The sequence below is a fragment of the Streptomyces sp. NPDC051207 genome (genome assembly GCF_040682395.1).
GTDB lineage: Bacteria > Actinomycetota > Actinomycetes > Streptomycetales > Streptomycetaceae > Streptomyces.
The window spans coordinates 349,122-364,980 of sequence record NZ_JBFBAX010000003.1 but is presented as its reverse complement, the minus strand read 5'-3'; the positions used below and the strand labels follow the sequence as shown (position 1 = coordinate 364,980).

Sequence of the window (15,859 nt, the reverse complement as noted above, 5' to 3'; positions counted from 1 at the left end):
TACGCCGCCTCCGTGCCGGTGGTGAAGGTCGGCCGGATCGCCGGCCAGTACTCCAAGCCGCGCTCCAAGCCGACCGAGACCCGCGGCGGCGTGACGCTCCCGACCTACCGGGGCGACTCCGTCAACGGCTTCGAGTTCACCGAGGAGGCCCGGATCCCGGACCCCGAGCGGCTCAAGCGCATGTACCACGCGTCGGCGTCCACGCTGAACCTGGTGCGCGCCTTCACCACCGGCGGCTACGCCGACCTGCGCCAGGTGCACGCCTGGAACCAGGACTTCGTGAAGTCCTCGCCGTCCGGGCAGCGCTACGAGCAGCTCGCCCGCGAGATCGACAACGCGCTGAACTTCATGCACGCGTGCGGCGTGGACCCGGAGGAGTTCAAGACCGTCGAGTTCTTCTCGTCGCACGAGGCGCTCCTGCTGGACTACGAGTCGGCGCTGACCCGCGTCGACTCGCGCACCGGGCAGCTGTACGACGTGTCCGCGCACATGGTGTGGATCGGCGAGCGCACCCGCCAGCTGGACCACGCGCACATCGAGTTCGCCTCGCGGATCCGCAACCCGATCGGCATCAAGCTCGGCCCGACGACCACGGCCGAGGAGGCGCTGCAGTACATCGAGCGCCTGGACCCGGACCGTGAGCCGGGCCGGCTGACCTTCATCGTCCGCATGGGCGCCGACAAGATCCGCGACAAGCTCCCGGAGCTGGTGGAGAAGGTCACGGCGTCCGGCGCGGTGGTGGCCTGGGTGACCGACCCGATGCACGGCAACACCTTCGAGGCGGCCTCCGGGCACAAGACCCGCCGCTTCGACGACGTACTGGACGAGGTCAAGGGCTTCTTCGAGGTCCACAAGGAGCTCGGCACCCACCCCGGCGGCATCCACGTGGAGCTGACCGGCGACGACGTCACCGAGTGCGTGGGCGGCGGCGACGAGATCTTCGTCGACGACCTGCACCAGCGCTACGAGACGGCCTGCGACCCGCGGCTCAACCGCAGCCAGTCGCTCGACCTGGCCTTCCTCGTCGCCGAGATGTACCGCGACCAGTAGGCGCACCGGCACGGCGTGGGGTGGGGCGCGGATCACATGCGATCCGCGCCCCACCCCACTTTCACCCCACCCGCGCGGCGGGTAAGGTTAGGTTTGCCTCACCGATCACGTCGGGACGGCACGACCCAACGATCCCGCCGGGAGGTGAGCCGCGTGTACGTCTGCAGTTGCTTCGGGATCACCGAACAGCAGGTCAAGCGGCACGCGGAGGACGGTGCCTGCACCCCCCGCCAGATTGCCTCGGCCTGCAAGGCCGGCACCGACTGCGGGTCGTGCGTGCGGCGCATCCAGGCGATCCTCGGCCGGGGCGCCTGCCCCCGCCGCGACCTCGCCGACCAGGGCATGCCCGTCCTCTCCGACCTGCCGGCCGCGACCGGCCTCGAAGCCGCCTAGAGGCCGCCTAGAGGCCGCTCAGCTCTCCGGCTGCTCGATGAGCTGCGCCAGGTAGAGGGCCTCGCCGAGCTTCTCGAGCAGGTCGAGCTGGGTGTCGAGGTAGTCGATGTGGTGCTCCTCGTCCTCCAGGATCGACTCGAAGATGTTCGCGGACGTGATGTCGCCCTTTTCCCGCATCACCTTGATGCCGCGCTTGAGGCGGTCGATCGCCTCGACCTCGATCTGCCGGTCCGCCTCGAACATCTCCCTGACGGTCTGGCCCACCCGGACGTGGAACAGCCGCTGGTAGTTGGGCAGCCCTTCCAGGAAGAGAATCCGGTCGGTCAGGACCTCGGCGTGCTTCATCTCGTCGAACGACTCGTGCCGCGTGTATTTCGCGAGCTTCGTCCAGCCGAAGTTCTCCTGCATCTTCGCGTGCAGGAAGTACTGGTTGATCGCGGTGAGCTCGGCCGTGAGCTGCTCGTTGAGGAATTCGATGACCTCGGGGTCGCCCTGCATCGCAGAGGCTCCTTCCAGGCGGGGGAACTGGCGGGTTGCGCCGCATGATTGCACCGCCGAAGAAGATCGTCCAGTAAGTCTTCGCTTAGTAAGTTAGTACATGCTTAGTCCAAATTGAGGGGGAATGACCTCCGGTGCCCGCGATGCGGGCGGGGCCGGTCAAGGGCGTGTGCCGAGGTCTGTCAGGATGGAGTCATGGGTCAGCCGGCGGAGCGCGAATCGGGAGAGCGCGATTCAGAAGGAGCGACACAGGCCGGGCTTCCCCCGGGGCAGCGGCTCCAGCGGGGCTGGCCGGTCACCCACTACGGACCGGTCCCCAAGTTCCGCCCCGAGCGCTGGGACTTCCGGGTCTTCGGCGCCACCGCCGACGGCGAGAAGCACTGCTGGAACCACGAGGAGTTCACGGCACTGCCCCACACCACCGTCGTCGCCGACCTGCACTGCGTCACGAAGTTCTCCATGGTCGGCGCCGAGTGGGGCGGCATTCCCGCCCGCACCATCCTGGAGATCGCGCCGCCCGCGCCCACGGTCACCCATGTGATGGTGTGGGCCGAATACGGCTTCAGCTCCAACCTGCGGCTGACCGACTTCGCCGCCGAGCGCACCCTCTTCGCCACCCACAAGGACGGCGAACTCCTCACCGCCGAACACGGCTTCCCGCTGCGCCTGATCGTGCCGCACCTGTACGCCTGGAAAGGCCCCAAGTGGGTGCGCGGCGTCGAGTACATGACCGCCGACCGCCGCGGCTTCTGGGAGGAGCGCGGCTATCACAACGTCGGCGACCCCTGGAAGGAACAGCGCTACTCCTACCAGGAGGAGCCCGGCGAGGGCCCCGAGCTCTGACTCAGCCCCCGGCCTCCCTGAGCTTCTTCAGCCGCTCCAGGTCCGCCGCGTGCCCCTCCCTGCCGCCGGGCGTCTCGATGATCAGCGGCACGCCCTCCGTCGCGGGATGCGTCATCAGCGCACGGAACGGGTCCTCACCGATGTGACCGGCGCCGATGTTGGCGTGCCGGTCCTTGTGGGCGCCCACCACGTCCTTCGAGTCGTTGGCGTGGATCAGCTTCAGCCGGCCCGCGCCGACCGTGTCCACCAGCAGGTCCAGCGTCCGGTGCATGCCGCTCGGGCCGGTCAGGTCGTGCCCGGCCGCGAACACGTGGCAGGTGTCCAGGCACACGCCCAGCTTCGGATGGGCGTCCAGCGCCTCGAAGTACGGGCCGAAGTCCCAGGTCCGCGAGCACAGCGAGGACCCCTGACCGGCCGTCGACTCCAGCAGCAGACACGGGTCGTCGTCGTGGGTCAGCTCGTCCAGCAGCGGCAGCAGACGCTCGCGGACCTGCCGCAGCGCCACCGAGCGGTCCCGGCCGCCCGTCGCGCTGCCCGTGTGCACGACCACGCCGAGCGCCCCGATCTCCCGGCCGCGCCGCAGCGAGTGCCGCAGCGACTCCACCGAGCGCTCCGCGGTCGCCTCCGTGTGGGAGCCGAAGTTGATCAGGTACGGGGCGTGCACGTACGCCGGGATCGACTCCGCCTCGCACGCCGCGCGGAACGCCTCGTCCTGCCGCGGATTGCCCACCGGGGTGGCCCAGCCGCGCGGGTTGGCGACGAAGACCTGCACGGTCTCGGCGCCGAGGTCACGGGCGTACGACAGGCCGACGGAGTGCAGACCGCCGGCAACGGGGACGTGGCCGCCGACGGGATTGCGGGAACGGCCGGGCTGCTGACTCTTCACCCGACCAGGGTGTCATGCCGCACGGCCCGCCCCGTCAGCGGATCTCAAGGGTGATGGCCGACCCCTTGGGGGCGCTCTCCCCGCCCTCCACGGACTGCCCCTCGACGGTGTCCCCGAACAGGCCGAGCAGGCCGCGGTCCTCGCGCACCTCGAATCCGGCGGCCTCCAGCTCCCGCCTGGCGTCGTCCACGCTGTCGCCGACCACGTCCGGGACCTCGACCATCTCCGGGCCCCTGGACATCGTCAGCGTCACCGTGTCGCCCTCGGCGGCCCGGCTGCCGGGCGCCGGGGTCTGCCGGGCCACCTCGCCCTTGTCGTGCCCGGAGTGGACCGGCTCCGCGGCGACCTCCACCTTCAGGCCGGCCTCCGCCAGCTCGGCCCGCGCGTCGGCGAGGTCCTCGCCGGTGACGTCCGGCACGTCGACGGGGCTGCCCTTGCTGACGGTGAGCGCGACGGCCGAGCCCGCGCGGACCGTGGTGCGCGTCGCCGGGGACGTCGAGACCACGAAACCCCGGGGGACGTCGTCGCTGAACCTGCGGGTGACCATGCCCGGCTCCAGGCCGTCCTGCTTCAGCAGCGCGCGCGCCTTGTCGAGGCGGTAGCCGGCGAGGTCGGGCACCTTCACGTTCTTCGGGCCGTCGGAGATCGTCAGCGCCACGGAGTCGTTCTGCCGTATGCGGGTGCCGGCTTCCGGGTCCGTACTGATGACCGTGCCCCGCTTCACCGTGTCGCTGTGGGCGTGCCGGACGGCGCCCACGTCGAGTCCGGCCTCCGCCAGCCGGTCCCTGGCCTGCGCCTCCGTCTTCGTCAGCAGCGGCGGGACCTTCGTGAACTGGCCGGAGTTGATGTACCAGACGCCCGTGCCGACGCCGAACACCAGCAGCACCGCCAGCACCACCGTCAGCGGGCCGCGCCCGCGCAGCCCGGGGCCGCGGAGCGGCGGCGGGGGCGGCGGGGACTGCAGACGGCTGGTGCGGTGCACACCGGCCGCCCCGTCGTCCCCGCCGACCGGCAGCGGACGCGACGGGGACGCCCCCGCGCGAGCCAGGCCGAGCGTGGGGGAGTTCAGCGCGCGCGGGATCACGCTCGTACGGTCCTCGGTGATGTCGTGGCCCCCGGCGAGCGCCTGCGGCGGCATCGCGTCCAGCTGCTCGGCGCCGAGCGCGGCGCGCGCCACGCGGGTCCGCGCGAGCAGCGCCACCGCGTCGTGCGGCCGGACGTCCGGGGTGCGGGCGGTCGCCGACGCGACCAGCTCGTCCAGCTCGTACGCCAGGCCGGGCACGGCGGCCGACGGCGGCGGCACGTCCTCGTGCAGGTGCTTGTAGAGCACGGTCGCGGGGGAGTCGCCGTGGTGCGGCTTGTCGCCGGTCAGCATCTCGTAGAGGACGACACCGCACGCGTACACGTCGACGCGCGGGTCCGCGGTGCCGCTCTCGATCTGCTCCGGCGCGAGATACGCGACCGTGCCGAGCACCGTCCCGGTGGTGTTCGTCACCGTGTCCACGGCCCGTACCAGGCCGAAGTCGGCGACCTTGACCCGGCCGTCGTCCCCGATCAGGACGTTCTCCGGCTTCATGTCGCGGTGCACGAACCCGGCACGGTGGGCGGCGCCCAGCGCGGCCAGCACCGGCTCCAGGATGTCCAGCGCGGCCCGCGGCTGCAGCGCGCCGCGCTCGCGCAGCACGTCACGCAGGGTGCAGCCCGCCACGTACTCCATGGCGAGGTAGACGTACGGACCCTCGGTGCCCTGGTCGAAGACCTGCACCACGTTCGGGTGGGCCAGGCGCGCCACCGACTTCGCCTCGCGGATGAACCGCTCGACGAACGCCCCGTCGGCCGCGAGCGCCGGATGCATCACCTTGAGCGCGAGAACGCGGTCCAGGCGGGTGTCCACGGCCCGGTAGACCGTGGCCATCCCGCCGACCGCGATCCGCGCCTCGACGCGGTACCGCCCGTCGAGCAGCTGCCCGACCAGAGGGTCCTGAAGGGTCGTGTCCACGCAGGTGAGTGTACGAGCCGTCACTGACACCGACGTCCGCGCCGGAGCACTGCAGCCGACCTGTGACGCTTCGCACCGCGGGGACGCACCCGGGCCGGTCAGAACGCGGGGCGCTCCGGGTCCAGCACCGCCCGGCCCTGCGCGGGGGACGACGCCTCGGCGAAGTGGCGCCGGGGAATGCGCCCCGCGCGGTACGCCAGCCGCCCCGCCTCCACGGCACACCGCATGCCGGCGGCCATCAGTACCGGCTCCTGGGCGCGCGTGACCGCCGAGGCGAGCATCACCCCGGCACAGCCCAGCTCCATCGCCAGCGCCACGTCGGACGCCGTGCCCGCCCCCGCGTCCAGGATCACCGGCACGCGCGCGTGCTCCACGATCAGCTGGAAGTTGTGCGGGTTGCGGATCCCGAGCCCGGACCCGATGGGCGAGCCGAGCGGCATCACGGCCGCGCAGCCGACGTCCTCCAGCTTCCGTGCCAGCACCGGGTCGTCGTTCGTGTACGGCAGCACGGTGAACCCGTCGTCCACCAGCGTCTCCGCCGCCTCCAGCAGCTCGATCGGGTCCGGCAGCAGGGTCCGCTCGTCGGCGATGACCTCCAGCTTGATCAGATCCGTGCCGAGCGCCTCCCGGGCCAGGCGCGCGGTCAGCACCGCCTCGCCGGCCGTGAAGCAGCCCGCCGTGTTCGGCAGCACCCGGATGCCGAGCTTGTCCAGCACCGACAGCACGGACCCGTGCACCGACGGGTCCACCCGCCGCATCGCGACGGTCGTGAGTTCCGTGCCGGAGGCCACCAGCGCGCGTTCCAGCACGTCGAGGCTGGGCGCCCCGCCGGTGCCCATGATCAGACGGGACGTGTAGGACGTACCGCCGAGGACGAAGGGGTCGTCGGCCATGGTCAGCCTCCTTGGACGGCGGTGAGGACCTCGACGCGGTCGCCCTCGGACAGGGGCGTCGACGGCCACTCGGTGCGCGGGATCACGGTTTCGTTGAGGGCGGCGGCCACGCCGGACGGCGCCGCGGTGAGCGATGTGACGACGGTGTCGAGAGCCGTGCCGGGCAGGACCTCCCGGGGCTCCCCGTTGACGGAGATGTTCATGCGGGCTGCTCCGTGAGTGCGGTGCTGAAACGCTTCGGGGTGAAGGGGCGGGCCTCCTCGGGCAGGTCCCCGGTGGCCAGCGCGTGCGCCATGGCGTCGCCGGTGACCGGGGTGAGGAGCACGCCGTTGCGGTAGTGCCCGGTGGCCAGCAGCAGTCCGGGCAGCTCGGTCGGGCCGAGCAGCGGCGCGTTGTCCGGGGAGCCGGGCCGCAGCCCGGCCCGGGTCTCGGTCAGGGGCAGCTCGGTGATGCCGGGCACCAGCTCGTGCGCGTCGCGCAGCAGCTCGTAGACGCCGCCCGCGGTGACCGTGGTGTCCCAGCCCAGTTCCTCGCTGGTCGCGCCGATCACCAGCTCGCCGTTCTCGCGGGGCACCAGGTACACGTGGCTGCCGCGCACGATGGCGCGCACGGTACGGCTCAGGAACGGCGCGTACCGTGGCGGCACGGTCAGCCGCACGACCTGCCCCTTCACGGGCCGCACCGGTGGCAGCACGGCCTTCGGCACCCCGGCGAGCCGCCCGCTGAGGCTGCCCGCGGCGAGCACGGTCTGCCCGGCGGTCAGCTCCGTGCCGTCGGCGGTGACGACGCCCGTGGCCCGGTCGCCGAGGACCATGAGCCGCTCGGCCCACTGCCGGTGGAAGGCGACCCCGGCCTGTTCGCAGGCGGCCACGAGCGCGCGGGCCAGGCGCCGCGGGTCGACCTGGTGGTCGCCGTCGACCCGCAGGCCGCCGCGCACCCCGGGCGCGAGCATCGGCTCCAGGCGCCGGCAGTCCCGCCCGGACAGCCACTCCGACTCCAGCCCCGACTGCCGCTGGAGGATGTGCAGTTCCCGCAGGTGGGCGCGGTCGTCGGCGTCCAGGGCGACGGCGAGCGTGCCGCAGCGGCGGTGGCCGGGGTCGTGCCCGGTGAGGTCGGTGAGCTCCGCCACGAAGTCCGGGTAGCGGCGGGCCGACGCGAGGTTGAGCGCGAGCAGGGTCTGCTCGCCGTAGTGCAGTTCCGTGACGGCGGCCAGCATCCCGGCGGCCACCTGGGCGGCTCCGCCGCCGGGCTCGGGATCGACGACGGCCGTGGCGAATCCGCGCTGCGCGGACCGCCAGGCCGTCACCAGGCCGATGATTCCGCCCCCGACGACGAGGACGTCTGGTGTGCGCGTGGGCGACATGGGCGTCCAGCCCCTCCCTTCGCCGGCATGACCCGGATCAGGTTCGTACGGTCGGAGGCCGCCAGCCTCCCTCTCAGCCCGGTGCGTCCGGGCTCCCGCGAGTGCTTTACGTCGGTCACCCTAGCCCTCGCGGGTCGCGCCGGGTAAGGGAGCCTCCGCCGCGCCACGCGCGCGTGGACGAGAGCCGGGGGTCGCGGGAGGACGGCGGGACCGGCGTTGTGGAGCAGGTCACGCGGCACGACCGCTGACTGACAATCTGTCAGTTGTCTATGGTGATCAGGTGAGCGAGCAGACGCAGGACCGGGCAGGGGACGCGCCACGCCGCGTGGTCGTCGTGGGCGCGGGCATGGCCGGCGTGCAGACCGCCGTCGCCCTGCGCGAACAGGGCTTCACCGGCACCGTGACCGTGATCGGCGCCGAACCCCACCAGCCCTACGACCGGCCCCCGCTGTCCAAGGCCGTCCTGCTCGGCACGGCCGAGGGCTCCGCCTTCGACATCGACTTCGAGGCGCTCGGCATCGAACTGCGGCTCGGCCGCGAGGTGCTGGGCGTCCGCCCCGCCGACCACGCGCTCGACACCGCCGAGGGGCCGGTGCCGTACGACGTCCTCGTGCTGGCCACCGGCGCCGAACCGATTCCCCTGCCGGGCGCCGAAGGCGTGCCCGGCGTGCATCTGCTGCGCACCCTGGACGACGCCGAACGGCTGCGGCCCGTGCTCGCCCGCCAGCACGACATCGTGGTCGTCGGCGCCGGCTGGATCGGCGCCGAGTTCGCCACGGCGGCGCGCGAGGCGGGCTGCGCGGTGACCGTGGTCGAGGCGGCGGACCGGCCGCTCGCGGGCGCGCTGCCCTCCGAGGTGGCGGAGCCGATGGCCACCTGGTACGCCGACGCGGGTGCCGTCCTGCGCACGCACACACGCGTGGAGCGCGTCGAACCCGGCGCGGTGATCCTGGACGACGGCTCGCGCATCCCGGCCGGCGCGGTCGTCGTCGGCATCGGCGCCCGCCCCGCCACGGCCTGGCTCGCCGGCTCAGGCATCGCCCTGGGCGCGTGGGGCGAGGTGGTCGCCGACGCGCGGCTGCGCACCTCGGCGCCGGACGTCCACGCGGTCGGCGACTGCGCCTCCTTCCCGTCCGGGCGGTACGGCGAGCGGCTGCTGGTGCACCACTGGGACAACGCGCTCCAGGGCCCGCGCACGGTGGCCCGCAACATCGTCGGCGGGGCGAGCGGCGAGGCCGCCGCCGTGTACGACCCGGTGCCGTACTTCTGGTCCGAGCAGTTCGGGCGCTTCGTGCAGTACGCCGGCCATCACACGGCCGCCGACACCGTCCTGTGGCGCGGTGACCCGTCCGGACCGGCCTGGACGGTCTGCTGGCTGCGCGAGGACCGCCTGGTCGCCCTGCTCGCGGTGGGACGGCCGAGGGACCTGGCGCAGGCCCGGCGGCTGATCGAGGCGGGCGCCACGATGGACCCACGGCTGCTGGCGGACCCGACGCGGCCGTTGAAGACGGCGACGGCCTGACGGCCCTCAAGGGGGCGACGGTCCGGCACCCGCGTGGCCTCCGGAGGGTGGCCCTTACCCGCCCGGACTCGGGGAGGACGGCGGCCCGGACCCGCGCGGCCTCGGGGTGGACAACGGCCCGGACTCACGCGGCTCCGGGACGGCAACGCCCGGCACCTGTGCCACACCCCCCGTACACGGCCCGTGCACACGCCGACGCGGGGGGCTCCGACTTCCGACTGTCAGTGGCAGATGGCAGGCTTGTTTCCGTGACCGAGATTGACGCAAAGATCGATGCTCTCGTCCCCGCCTGGCTCACCCTCCCCGACATCGCCGAAAAGCTCGGCGTCGAGGTGACGCGTGTGCGGCAGCTGGTCAAGGACGGCCAGCTCATCGCCGTGCGCCGTGGTGAGAACCGCGCGCTGCACGTCCCCGCCGCCTTCATCGACGGGGACAAGGTCGTCAAGGGCCTGTCCGGAACCCTGACGCTCCTGCGGGACGACGGTTTCACGGACGAAGAGATGCTGGAATGGCTCTTCACCCCCGACGACAGCCTGCCCGGCACGCCCGCGCAGGCCCTGAGCGAGAATCGCGGCACGGAGGTGAAGCGCCGCGCCCAGGCGCTCGCCGTCTGACCTGAGCCCGACCCGACACACCGTCCGGCGTACGGGCCGGAACCCACCGGGGTCCCGGCCACAGCCCAGCACGGCCCGTCCCGGGACGATCCGGCCCGTACGCCACCGACATCCGCACGGCCACCGGCGCGGACCGGCCCGCGCACCGCACCGACATCCGTGCGCGTCACAGGCATCCGTGCGCCACCGACGGCACACATGCCGCGCACCGAACCCGGGGGGAACCACGTATGCCCGACACCGCCCTCAGTACCGACACCGCACGCGCCGCGCTCGCCGACGCCCGTGTCTACCTCTGCACGGACGCCCGCAAGCGCCAGGGCGACCTGCCCGAGTTCCTGGACGCGGTCCTGGCCGGCGGGGTCGACATCGTGCAGCTGCGCGACAAGGGCATGGAGGCCGCCGAGGAGCTGGAGCACCTGAAGGTCTTCGCCGACGCCTGCGCCCGGCACGGCAAGCTCCTCGCGGTCAACGACCGCGCGGACGTCGCCCACGCCGCCCGCGCCGGCGTCCTCCACCTCGGCCAGGGCGACCTCCCGGTCCCCGCCGCCCGCGCGATCCTCGGCGACGGCGTCCTGATCGGCCGCTCCACGCACGCCGAGTCCGAGGCCGCGGCAGCCGCCGCCCAGGACGGCGTGGACTACTTCTGCACCGGCCCCTGCTGGCCCACCCCCACCAAGCCCGGCCGCCACGCCCCGGGCCTCGACCTGGTGCGGTACACGGCCTCCCTCGGCACCGACCGCCCCTGGTTCGCCATCGGCGGCATCGACCTCGGCACCCTCGACCAGGTGCTGGAGGCGGGCGCCCGACGGGTCGTCGTCGTCCGGGCGATCACCGAGGCGGACGACCCGGGCGCGGCGGCGGCGGAGTTCGCCGAGCGGCTGCGTAAGGCGTAGGCGGACCCCGAGGGCCCGCGCCCGCCAGGTGGACCTGCGGACCCCGTGCGGGCCCTGATGTCCAAGGGATGGACAAGAGGTGGACAATTCGGGCAAATTTCCAGCATCCGGTTGGGGGACCGGCACCGCCTGACTAACCTGCGGGTATGGCCCTCGGAACCGCATCCACCAGGACGGATCGCGCACGGACAGTGCGCGACATGCTCGCCGGCGGCAAGACGACGTACTCCTTCGAGTTCTCCGCGCCGAAGACGCCCAAGGGCGAGCGGAACCTGTGGAACGCGCTGCGCAGGGTCGAGGCGGTCGCGCCCGACTTCGTCTCCGTGACCTACGGTGCCGGCGGCTCGACGCGCGCCGGCACGGTCAAGGAGACCCAGCAGATCGTCGCCGACACCACGCTCACCCCGGTCGCCCACCTCACCGCGGTGAACCACTCCGTCGCCGAACTGCGCAACATCATCGGCCAGTACGCCGACGCAGGCATCCGCAACATGCTCGCGGTGCGCGGCGACCCGCCCGGCGACCCGATGGGCGAGTGGGTCCCGCACCCGCAGGGCCTGACCTACGCGGCCGAACTCGTCCGGCTCATCAAGGAGTCGGGCGACTTCTGTGTGGGCGTCGCGGCCTTCCCGGAGATGCACCCGCGCTCCGCCGACTGGGACACCGACGTCGCGCACTTCGTCGACAAGTGCCGGGCCGGCGCGGACTACGCGATCACCCAGATGTTCTTCCAGCCGGAGTCCTATCTGCGGCTGCGTGACCGAGTCGACATGGCCGGCTGCGACACCCCCGTCATCCCCGAGGTCATGCCCGTGACCAGCGTGCGGATGCTGGAGCGGCTGCCCAAGCTGAGCAACGCCTCGTTCCCCGACGCCCTGAAAGAGCGGATCCTCACAGCACAGGACGATCCGGCGGCTGTACGCTCCATTGGCATCGAGTTCGCCACGGAGTTCTGCGCGCGGCTGCTGGCCGAGGGTGTTCCCGGCCTGCACTTCATCACGCTGAACAACTCCACGGCCACGCTGGAAATCTACGAGAACCTGGGCCTGCACCACCCGCCGCGGGCCTAGACCGGCCGCACGGGTTTACGACACACTGCGTAGCGGTCACTGGGAGAGGGGCGTACATGGGCTGGACGGTCCTCTACATCGCGTTCGGCATCGTCGCGCTGTGGCTGCTCGGCGAGGTGCTGCTGCAGTACAAGGCGCGCCTGCGCTGGCGGCTGCTGGCCTTCGCCGGGTTCCTCGGTGTCGTCGTCGGTGTACTCATTCCGTCCGTCGTCGTCATCGGACTGGGCGCCGCCGCCTTCGCGGTCGGCCAGACCTACGTCACGCTGTCGTTCCGGCGTGGCTTCGCGGCCGGCTGGGCGGTCAACGCGCCCGCCCTGAGCAGCAAGTCCCGCCGCTACGACCGCGACCGCCAGAAGCCCTCCCGGGACGACTCGGGACCCGAGTCCGACGGGAGCGGCTACGACACCGGGCGCACACACCGTGACGACGGGCTGTCCTCCGGGCAGGACGCCTACGACCGCGACGACGTCTTCACGCCGGCCCGTCCCCCTGCCGATCCGGCCGCCGCCGAGACCACCGCGGTCTACGAACCGCAGCCGCTGCCCGACGACACCGGCTCCTACGGCACGTACGGCGACACCGGCTACCCCCAGGGCGACCCGCAGCACGCGGACGCCGCCCAGGGCGCCGACCAGAACTACGCCTACGGCCACCCCACCGGCTACGACCAGAACTACGGCTACGACACCACGGGCCAGCAGCAGTACGCCGCCTACTCCGACCCGTACATCGGCACGCAGACCTACGGCGGCGCCCCGTACGACCCGTCGGGCTACGGCCAGCAGGCGTACGGGCAGCAGGGCTACGGCCAGGACCCGTACGCCTCGGGTTACGGCGGCGAGACCCCGCCCGGCGGCGTGTGGGTGCCGCAGCAGCGCAGCACCGACGACCCCTACGGCGGGGAACTGCCGCCCGAGCAGCCCTACCCGTACCAGGGCGAGCAGCCGCAGCAGCCGATGCCCGGCACGGGGTACGACGAGCAGTACCGCTACTGAGCGGCACGGCTCCCGCGCGGCACGGCTCCTGAGCGGCGCCGCCCGCGCTCGCCAGGCGCCGCCCCGGTCACTGCGAGCCGCGGAACTCCGGTCCCTCCACGATCAGCCCGGCCACCAGCGCGCCCGACATGCCCGCGTGCGGCAGCCCGCCGCCAGGGTGGGCCCAGCCGCCGACGGTGAACAGGCCCGGTACGAGGGTGCTGTTCGACGGATGCAGCAGCCGACCGCCGGCCGCGGCCAGCGCGGGCGCGGGCACCGCACCGGCGCCGGTTTCCGCGGCGATGTCGGTCGGCGTGCGCACCTCGCGCCACAGGATCCGGTCGCGCAGGCCGGGAACGGCCCGCTCGGCGGCGGCGATCATGCGGGCGGCGTGCTGTTCGAGGACGTCGGACCCGGCCCGGCCCCACTCGCCGGGCAGGGCGGGCACGGTCGATGTCAGGGTCACCGCCTCGTGACCGGCGTCCGGGACCAGCTCGGGGTCGTCGGGCCGCAGGACCGTCACCGTGGGCGGTACGACCGCGCCGGGCGGCGTGCCGAACAGCGCGTCCAGCTCCGCGTCCCGGTCCGCCGCGTGCACCACCGTGCGGTGCGCCGCCCCCGCCGGCCGCGCCCCGCGCAGCGCCAGCAGCACCGTGAGCCGGCTCGCCGTCCCGCGCTGCGGCGGGACCCCGGCGTCCCCGCGCACCGCCGACTGCCCGGCGAGCCGGTCCAGCACGCCCGGCGCGACACCGGCGACCACGACATCGGCCTCCGCCACCTCCTGCCCGGCCAGCTCCACGCCCGCCGCCCGGCCGTCCTTCTCCACGATCGCGGTCACCTCGGCGCCGAAGCGGAACTCCACCCGGCGGGCCACGCACCGGTCGTGCACCGCGCGGGCCAGCTCCCGCAGCCCACCGCGCACGTACCACATGCCGAAGGCGTGCTCCATGTACGGCAGCACGGCCGCGCTCGCCGGCGTGACCCGCGGGTCCAGGCCGTACGCGAGAGCGTGACTGTCCAGCAGTGCGGCCAGCCGCGCGTCCCGCAGCTCCCACGCGCCCACCTCGGCGAGCGTGCCGGCCCGGCGGGTGCGCAGCAGCCGCTTGTGCGGGACCGCCGGATACGGCTCCCGCTCGGCCAGCACCTGCCAGTTGGGCCACAGCGGCTCCTCCAGCAGGGGCCGGCGCGTGCGGTCCCAGGCCTCGCGGGCGCGCACCAGGAAGTCGCCCCAGCGGCGGCCCGCGCCCCCGCCCAGCGCCTCGTCCAGGGCCGCGACGACGCCCGCGCGTGAGGCGTTCGGCAGCGAGACCTCCGTGCCGTCCGCGAAGACGTGCCGCGAGGAGGGGTCGACCTGGACCAGATCGACGCAGGCCTCCAGCGGCTCCCTGCCGGTCTTGACGAACAGGTCGCGCCACACGGCGGGCAGCGGCAGCAGCCCCGGGCCCGTGTCGAAGCGGAAGCCGTCCCGTGCCACGCGGCGCAGCGCTCCGCCGTACGTCTGCGTCCGCTCGTACACCGTCACCCGGTGGCCCGCGACGGCCAGCCGGGCGGCGGCAGCCATCGCGCCCATCCCGGCGCCGATCACCGCAATCCGTGCCATGCCAGCGACTTTATCCGCCCCCACTGACAGTCCCGCCGCGCACCCGTGAGCAGCGGCTTTCGACTGTCGGCTGTGCGGGCCGACGTCCGGGTAGTACCGGCGCGGACGCGATCCGCGCCAGGGGCGGCGCGGGCCGGTGGGGGCGGGTGCGCAGGCGTGAGTAGGTGTACCTAGATCGGCAGATGAGTACGCGCGCGGATGGGGGCCGGCCCGCTCGAACGAGAGAGTGGAGGCACGGAGAAGGGGCGCGGCACCGGAACCGGCGACACGGGGCGCCGGAACGGTGCGGCCCTCGATCCGCTCCTTCCGCCGACCGGCGGTCGGCGGGAGTGAGGCAGGGGGAGACCCGGGGGCGACCGGAAACGGGGGCCGACGGGGGGACGTACGGGGGAACAGGGGAAGCGCCGGTCGGCCGGTGGCCCGCGGGGGACGCGGCCATGGCGGACCGGCGCTTCTTCGCACGCCACAGCCGCCCGACGGCAGCCGCGCAGCACCCGCGTCGCCCGCTCGGCAGCACCCGCGCCGGCTGCTCGCGCCGGCCGCTCACCCCGTGCGCGTGACGGCGCCCGCGCCGCCCCCTCACCCCCGCCCGCTCACCCGCCCCTGCAACAGCCGGGACAGTGCCGCGTGCACGTCGTCCAGGGAGCGCTCCGGCTGGAAGGCCTGCCAGTCGAGTGCGGCCACCAGCACCATGCCGACCAGCGCCGCCGCCGTCAGCGGCACGTCGATCTCCTCGCTGAACTCGCCGGCCGCCACGCCCTCCCGCAGCACGTCCTCGACGACCGCGACGGCCTGCTGACGGACCACCATCAGCGTGGACTGCCAGGCGCGGTTGGTGCGCCACAGCTCCGCGACGTAGAGCTGTGTGAAGGCGGGGTAGCGGTCGATGAAGACGAGCCCCGCGCGGATCATCGCGTCCAGGGCGTCGACCTTGCCGCCGCCCTCGCGCGCGGTGCGCTCGGCGGCCTCCCGCAGGGACGCGGTGAGCAGGCCCACGCCGTGCCGCAGCAGTTCCTCGAACAGGACGGACTTGCTCGCGAAGTTGTAGTACACCGTGCCCTTCGCGACTCCGGCCCGCTCGGCGATCTCGTCCACCGTGGTGGCGGAGAAACCCTGTTCGGCGATGAGCGTGACGGCCGCCTCGTAGAGCTTCTGCCGGGTGGTCTCACGGCGGGTTCTGCCGCCCGACGTGGCGCTGCTGCTTTCCATGGTCCCGATTCTCACAGCAACGGGCCCCTTCCCGGGCACGGTCGGGCGG

Annotated in this window: 16 protein-coding genes and 1 riboswitch; of the genes, 8 read left to right on the top strand and 8 right to left on the bottom strand. The window is 73.2% G+C overall.

The window, feature by feature from the left end:
• Positions 1-1,050 (top strand): class II 3-deoxy-7-phosphoheptulonate synthase (locus AB0M97_RS05195; protein ID WP_365959351.1); only part of this gene is annotated, 1,050 nt, incomplete at its 5' end.
• Positions 1,051-1,203: 153 nt separating this feature from the next.
• The gene (locus AB0M97_RS05190; protein WP_365959350.1) at positions 1,204-1,443 is read left to right on the top strand and encodes a (2Fe-2S)-binding protein; all 240 of its coding nucleotides are present in this window, start codon (positions 1,204-1,206) and stop codon (positions 1,441-1,443) included.
• 18 nt (positions 1,444-1,461) lie between these two features.
• Here AB0M97_RS05190 and bfr read toward each other — a convergent pair whose 3' ends face one another.
• On the bottom strand, positions 1,462-1,941 hold the full coding sequence (gene bfr / locus AB0M97_RS05185) for a bacterioferritin (RefSeq protein WP_365959349.1): 480 nt from the start codon (positions 1,939-1,941) through the stop codon (positions 1,462-1,464).
• A gap of 195 nt (positions 1,942-2,136) precedes the next feature.
• Here bfr and AB0M97_RS05180 point away from each other — a divergent pair, with 195 nt between their 5' ends.
• A complete protein-coding gene (locus AB0M97_RS05180) occupies positions 2,137-2,784 on the top strand; it encodes a sulfite oxidase-like oxidoreductase (protein WP_365959348.1) in 648 nt (215 codons plus the stop codon).
• Position 2,785: 1 nt separating this feature from the next.
• Here the strand turns inward: AB0M97_RS05180 and AB0M97_RS05175 are convergent, their stop codons facing one another.
• The 5 genes from AB0M97_RS05175 to thiO form a co-directional block, all read right to left on the bottom strand.
• A complete protein-coding gene (locus AB0M97_RS05175; protein ID WP_365959347.1) occupies positions 2,786-3,670 on the bottom strand; it encodes a deoxyribonuclease IV in 885 nt (294 codons plus the stop codon).
• Positions 3,671-3,704: 34 nt separating this feature from the next.
• The gene (gene pknB, locus AB0M97_RS05170; RefSeq protein ID WP_365959346.1) at positions 3,705-5,669 is read right to left on the bottom strand and encodes a Stk1 family PASTA domain-containing Ser/Thr kinase; all 1,965 of its coding nucleotides are present in this window, start codon (positions 5,667-5,669) and stop codon (positions 3,705-3,707) included.
• A gap of 98 nt (positions 5,670-5,767) precedes the next feature.
• On the bottom strand, positions 5,768-6,562 hold the full coding sequence (locus AB0M97_RS05165) for a thiazole synthase (RefSeq protein ID WP_365959345.1): 795 nt from the start codon (positions 6,560-6,562) through the stop codon (positions 5,768-5,770).
• 2 nt (positions 6,563-6,564) lie between these two features.
• The gene (gene thiS / locus AB0M97_RS05160) at positions 6,565-6,765 is read right to left on the bottom strand and encodes a sulfur carrier protein ThiS (protein WP_365959343.1); all 201 of its coding nucleotides are present in this window, start codon (positions 6,763-6,765) and stop codon (positions 6,565-6,567) included.
• A complete protein-coding gene (gene thiO / locus AB0M97_RS05155) occupies positions 6,762-7,925 on the bottom strand; it encodes a glycine oxidase ThiO (RefSeq protein ID WP_365959341.1) in 1,164 nt (387 codons plus the stop codon). The genes thiS and thiO overlap by 4 nt, the downstream gene beginning before the upstream one ends.
• Positions 7,923-8,034: riboswitch (TPP riboswitch) on the bottom strand. Its footprint overlaps the gene before it by 3 nt.
• A 171-nt stretch (positions 8,035-8,205) precedes the next feature.
• On the opposite strand from thiO, the gene AB0M97_RS05150 reads away from it, so the two are divergent.
• The 5 genes from AB0M97_RS05150 to AB0M97_RS05130 all read left to right on the top strand — a co-directional run bounded on the left by AB0M97_RS05150 (position 8,206) and on the right by AB0M97_RS05130 (position 13,022).
• Positions 8,206-9,447 (top strand): FAD-dependent oxidoreductase, encoded by a 1,242-nt coding sequence (locus tag AB0M97_RS05150; RefSeq protein ID WP_365959340.1) that lies wholly within the window; start codon positions 8,206-8,208, stop codon positions 9,445-9,447.
• 248 nt (positions 9,448-9,695) lie between these two features.
• Entirely contained in the window at positions 9,696-10,061 is a 366-nt protein-coding gene (locus tag AB0M97_RS05145; protein ID WP_165999052.1) for an Rv2175c family DNA-binding protein, read from the top strand.
• Between the two features lie 230 nt (positions 10,062-10,291).
• Positions 10,292-10,957, top strand: coding sequence for a thiamine phosphate synthase (thiE, locus tag AB0M97_RS05140; RefSeq protein ID WP_365959339.1), 666 nt, complete (start codon positions 10,292-10,294; stop codon positions 10,955-10,957).
• A gap of 146 nt (positions 10,958-11,103) precedes the next feature.
• Entirely contained in the window at positions 11,104-12,027 is a 924-nt protein-coding gene (gene metF, locus AB0M97_RS05135) for a methylenetetrahydrofolate reductase [NAD(P)H] (RefSeq protein ID WP_365959338.1), read from the top strand.
• A gap of 56 nt (positions 12,028-12,083) precedes the next feature.
• The gene (locus AB0M97_RS05130) at positions 12,084-13,022 is read left to right on the top strand and encodes a hypothetical protein (RefSeq protein WP_365959337.1); all 939 of its coding nucleotides are present in this window, start codon (positions 12,084-12,086) and stop codon (positions 13,020-13,022) included.
• Positions 13,023-13,089: 67 nt separating this feature from the next.
• Here AB0M97_RS05130 and AB0M97_RS05125 read toward each other — a convergent pair whose 3' ends face one another.
• Both AB0M97_RS05125 and AB0M97_RS05120 read right to left on the bottom strand, forming a co-directional pair.
• On the bottom strand, positions 13,090-14,601 hold the full coding sequence (locus AB0M97_RS05125) for an NAD(P)/FAD-dependent oxidoreductase (RefSeq protein WP_365959336.1): 1,512 nt from the start codon (positions 14,599-14,601) through the stop codon (positions 13,090-13,092).
• A gap of 579 nt (positions 14,602-15,180) precedes the next feature.
• Complete coding sequence (locus tag AB0M97_RS05120; protein WP_365959335.1) at positions 15,181-15,810, bottom strand: TetR/AcrR family transcriptional regulator; 630 nt, start codon at positions 15,808-15,810, stop codon at positions 15,181-15,183.
• Positions 15,811-15,859: the final 49 nt, after the last annotated feature.

What these genes read in the sequence shown, in the direction of transcription:
- thiE (WP_365959339.1), top strand. Translation starts at nt 10,292, where the DNA reads ATGCCCGACACCGCCCTCAGTACCGACACCGCACGCGCCGCGCTCGCC.
- AB0M97_RS05180 (WP_365959348.1), top strand. Translation starts at nt 2,137, where the DNA reads ATGGGTCAGCCGGCGGAGCGCGAATCGGGAGAGCGCGATTCAGAAGGA.
- thiS (WP_365959343.1), bottom strand. Translation starts at nt 6,765, where the DNA reads ATGAACATCTCCGTCAACGGGGAGCCCCGGGAGGTCCTGCCCGGCACG.
- AB0M97_RS05120 (WP_365959335.1), bottom strand. Translation starts at nt 15,810, where the DNA reads ATGGAAAGCAGCAGCGCCACGTCGGGCGGCAGAACCCGCCGTGAGACC.
- bfr (WP_365959349.1), bottom strand. Translation starts at nt 1,941, where the DNA reads ATGCAGGGCGACCCCGAGGTCATCGAATTCCTCAACGAGCAGCTCACG.
- metF (WP_365959338.1), top strand. Translation starts at nt 11,104, where the DNA reads ATGGCCCTCGGAACCGCATCCACCAGGACGGATCGCGCACGGACAGTG.
- AB0M97_RS05125 (WP_365959336.1), bottom strand. Translation starts at nt 14,601, where the DNA reads ATGGCACGGATTGCGGTGATCGGCGCCGGGATGGGCGCGATGGCTGCC.
- thiO (WP_365959341.1), bottom strand. Translation starts at nt 7,925, where the DNA reads ATGTCGCCCACGCGCACACCAGACGTCCTCGTCGTCGGGGGCGGAATC.
- AB0M97_RS05130 (WP_365959337.1), top strand. Translation starts at nt 12,084, where the DNA reads ATGGGCTGGACGGTCCTCTACATCGCGTTCGGCATCGTCGCGCTGTGG.
- AB0M97_RS05165 (WP_365959345.1), bottom strand. Translation starts at nt 6,562, where the DNA reads ATGGCCGACGACCCCTTCGTCCTCGGCGGTACGTCCTACACGTCCCGT.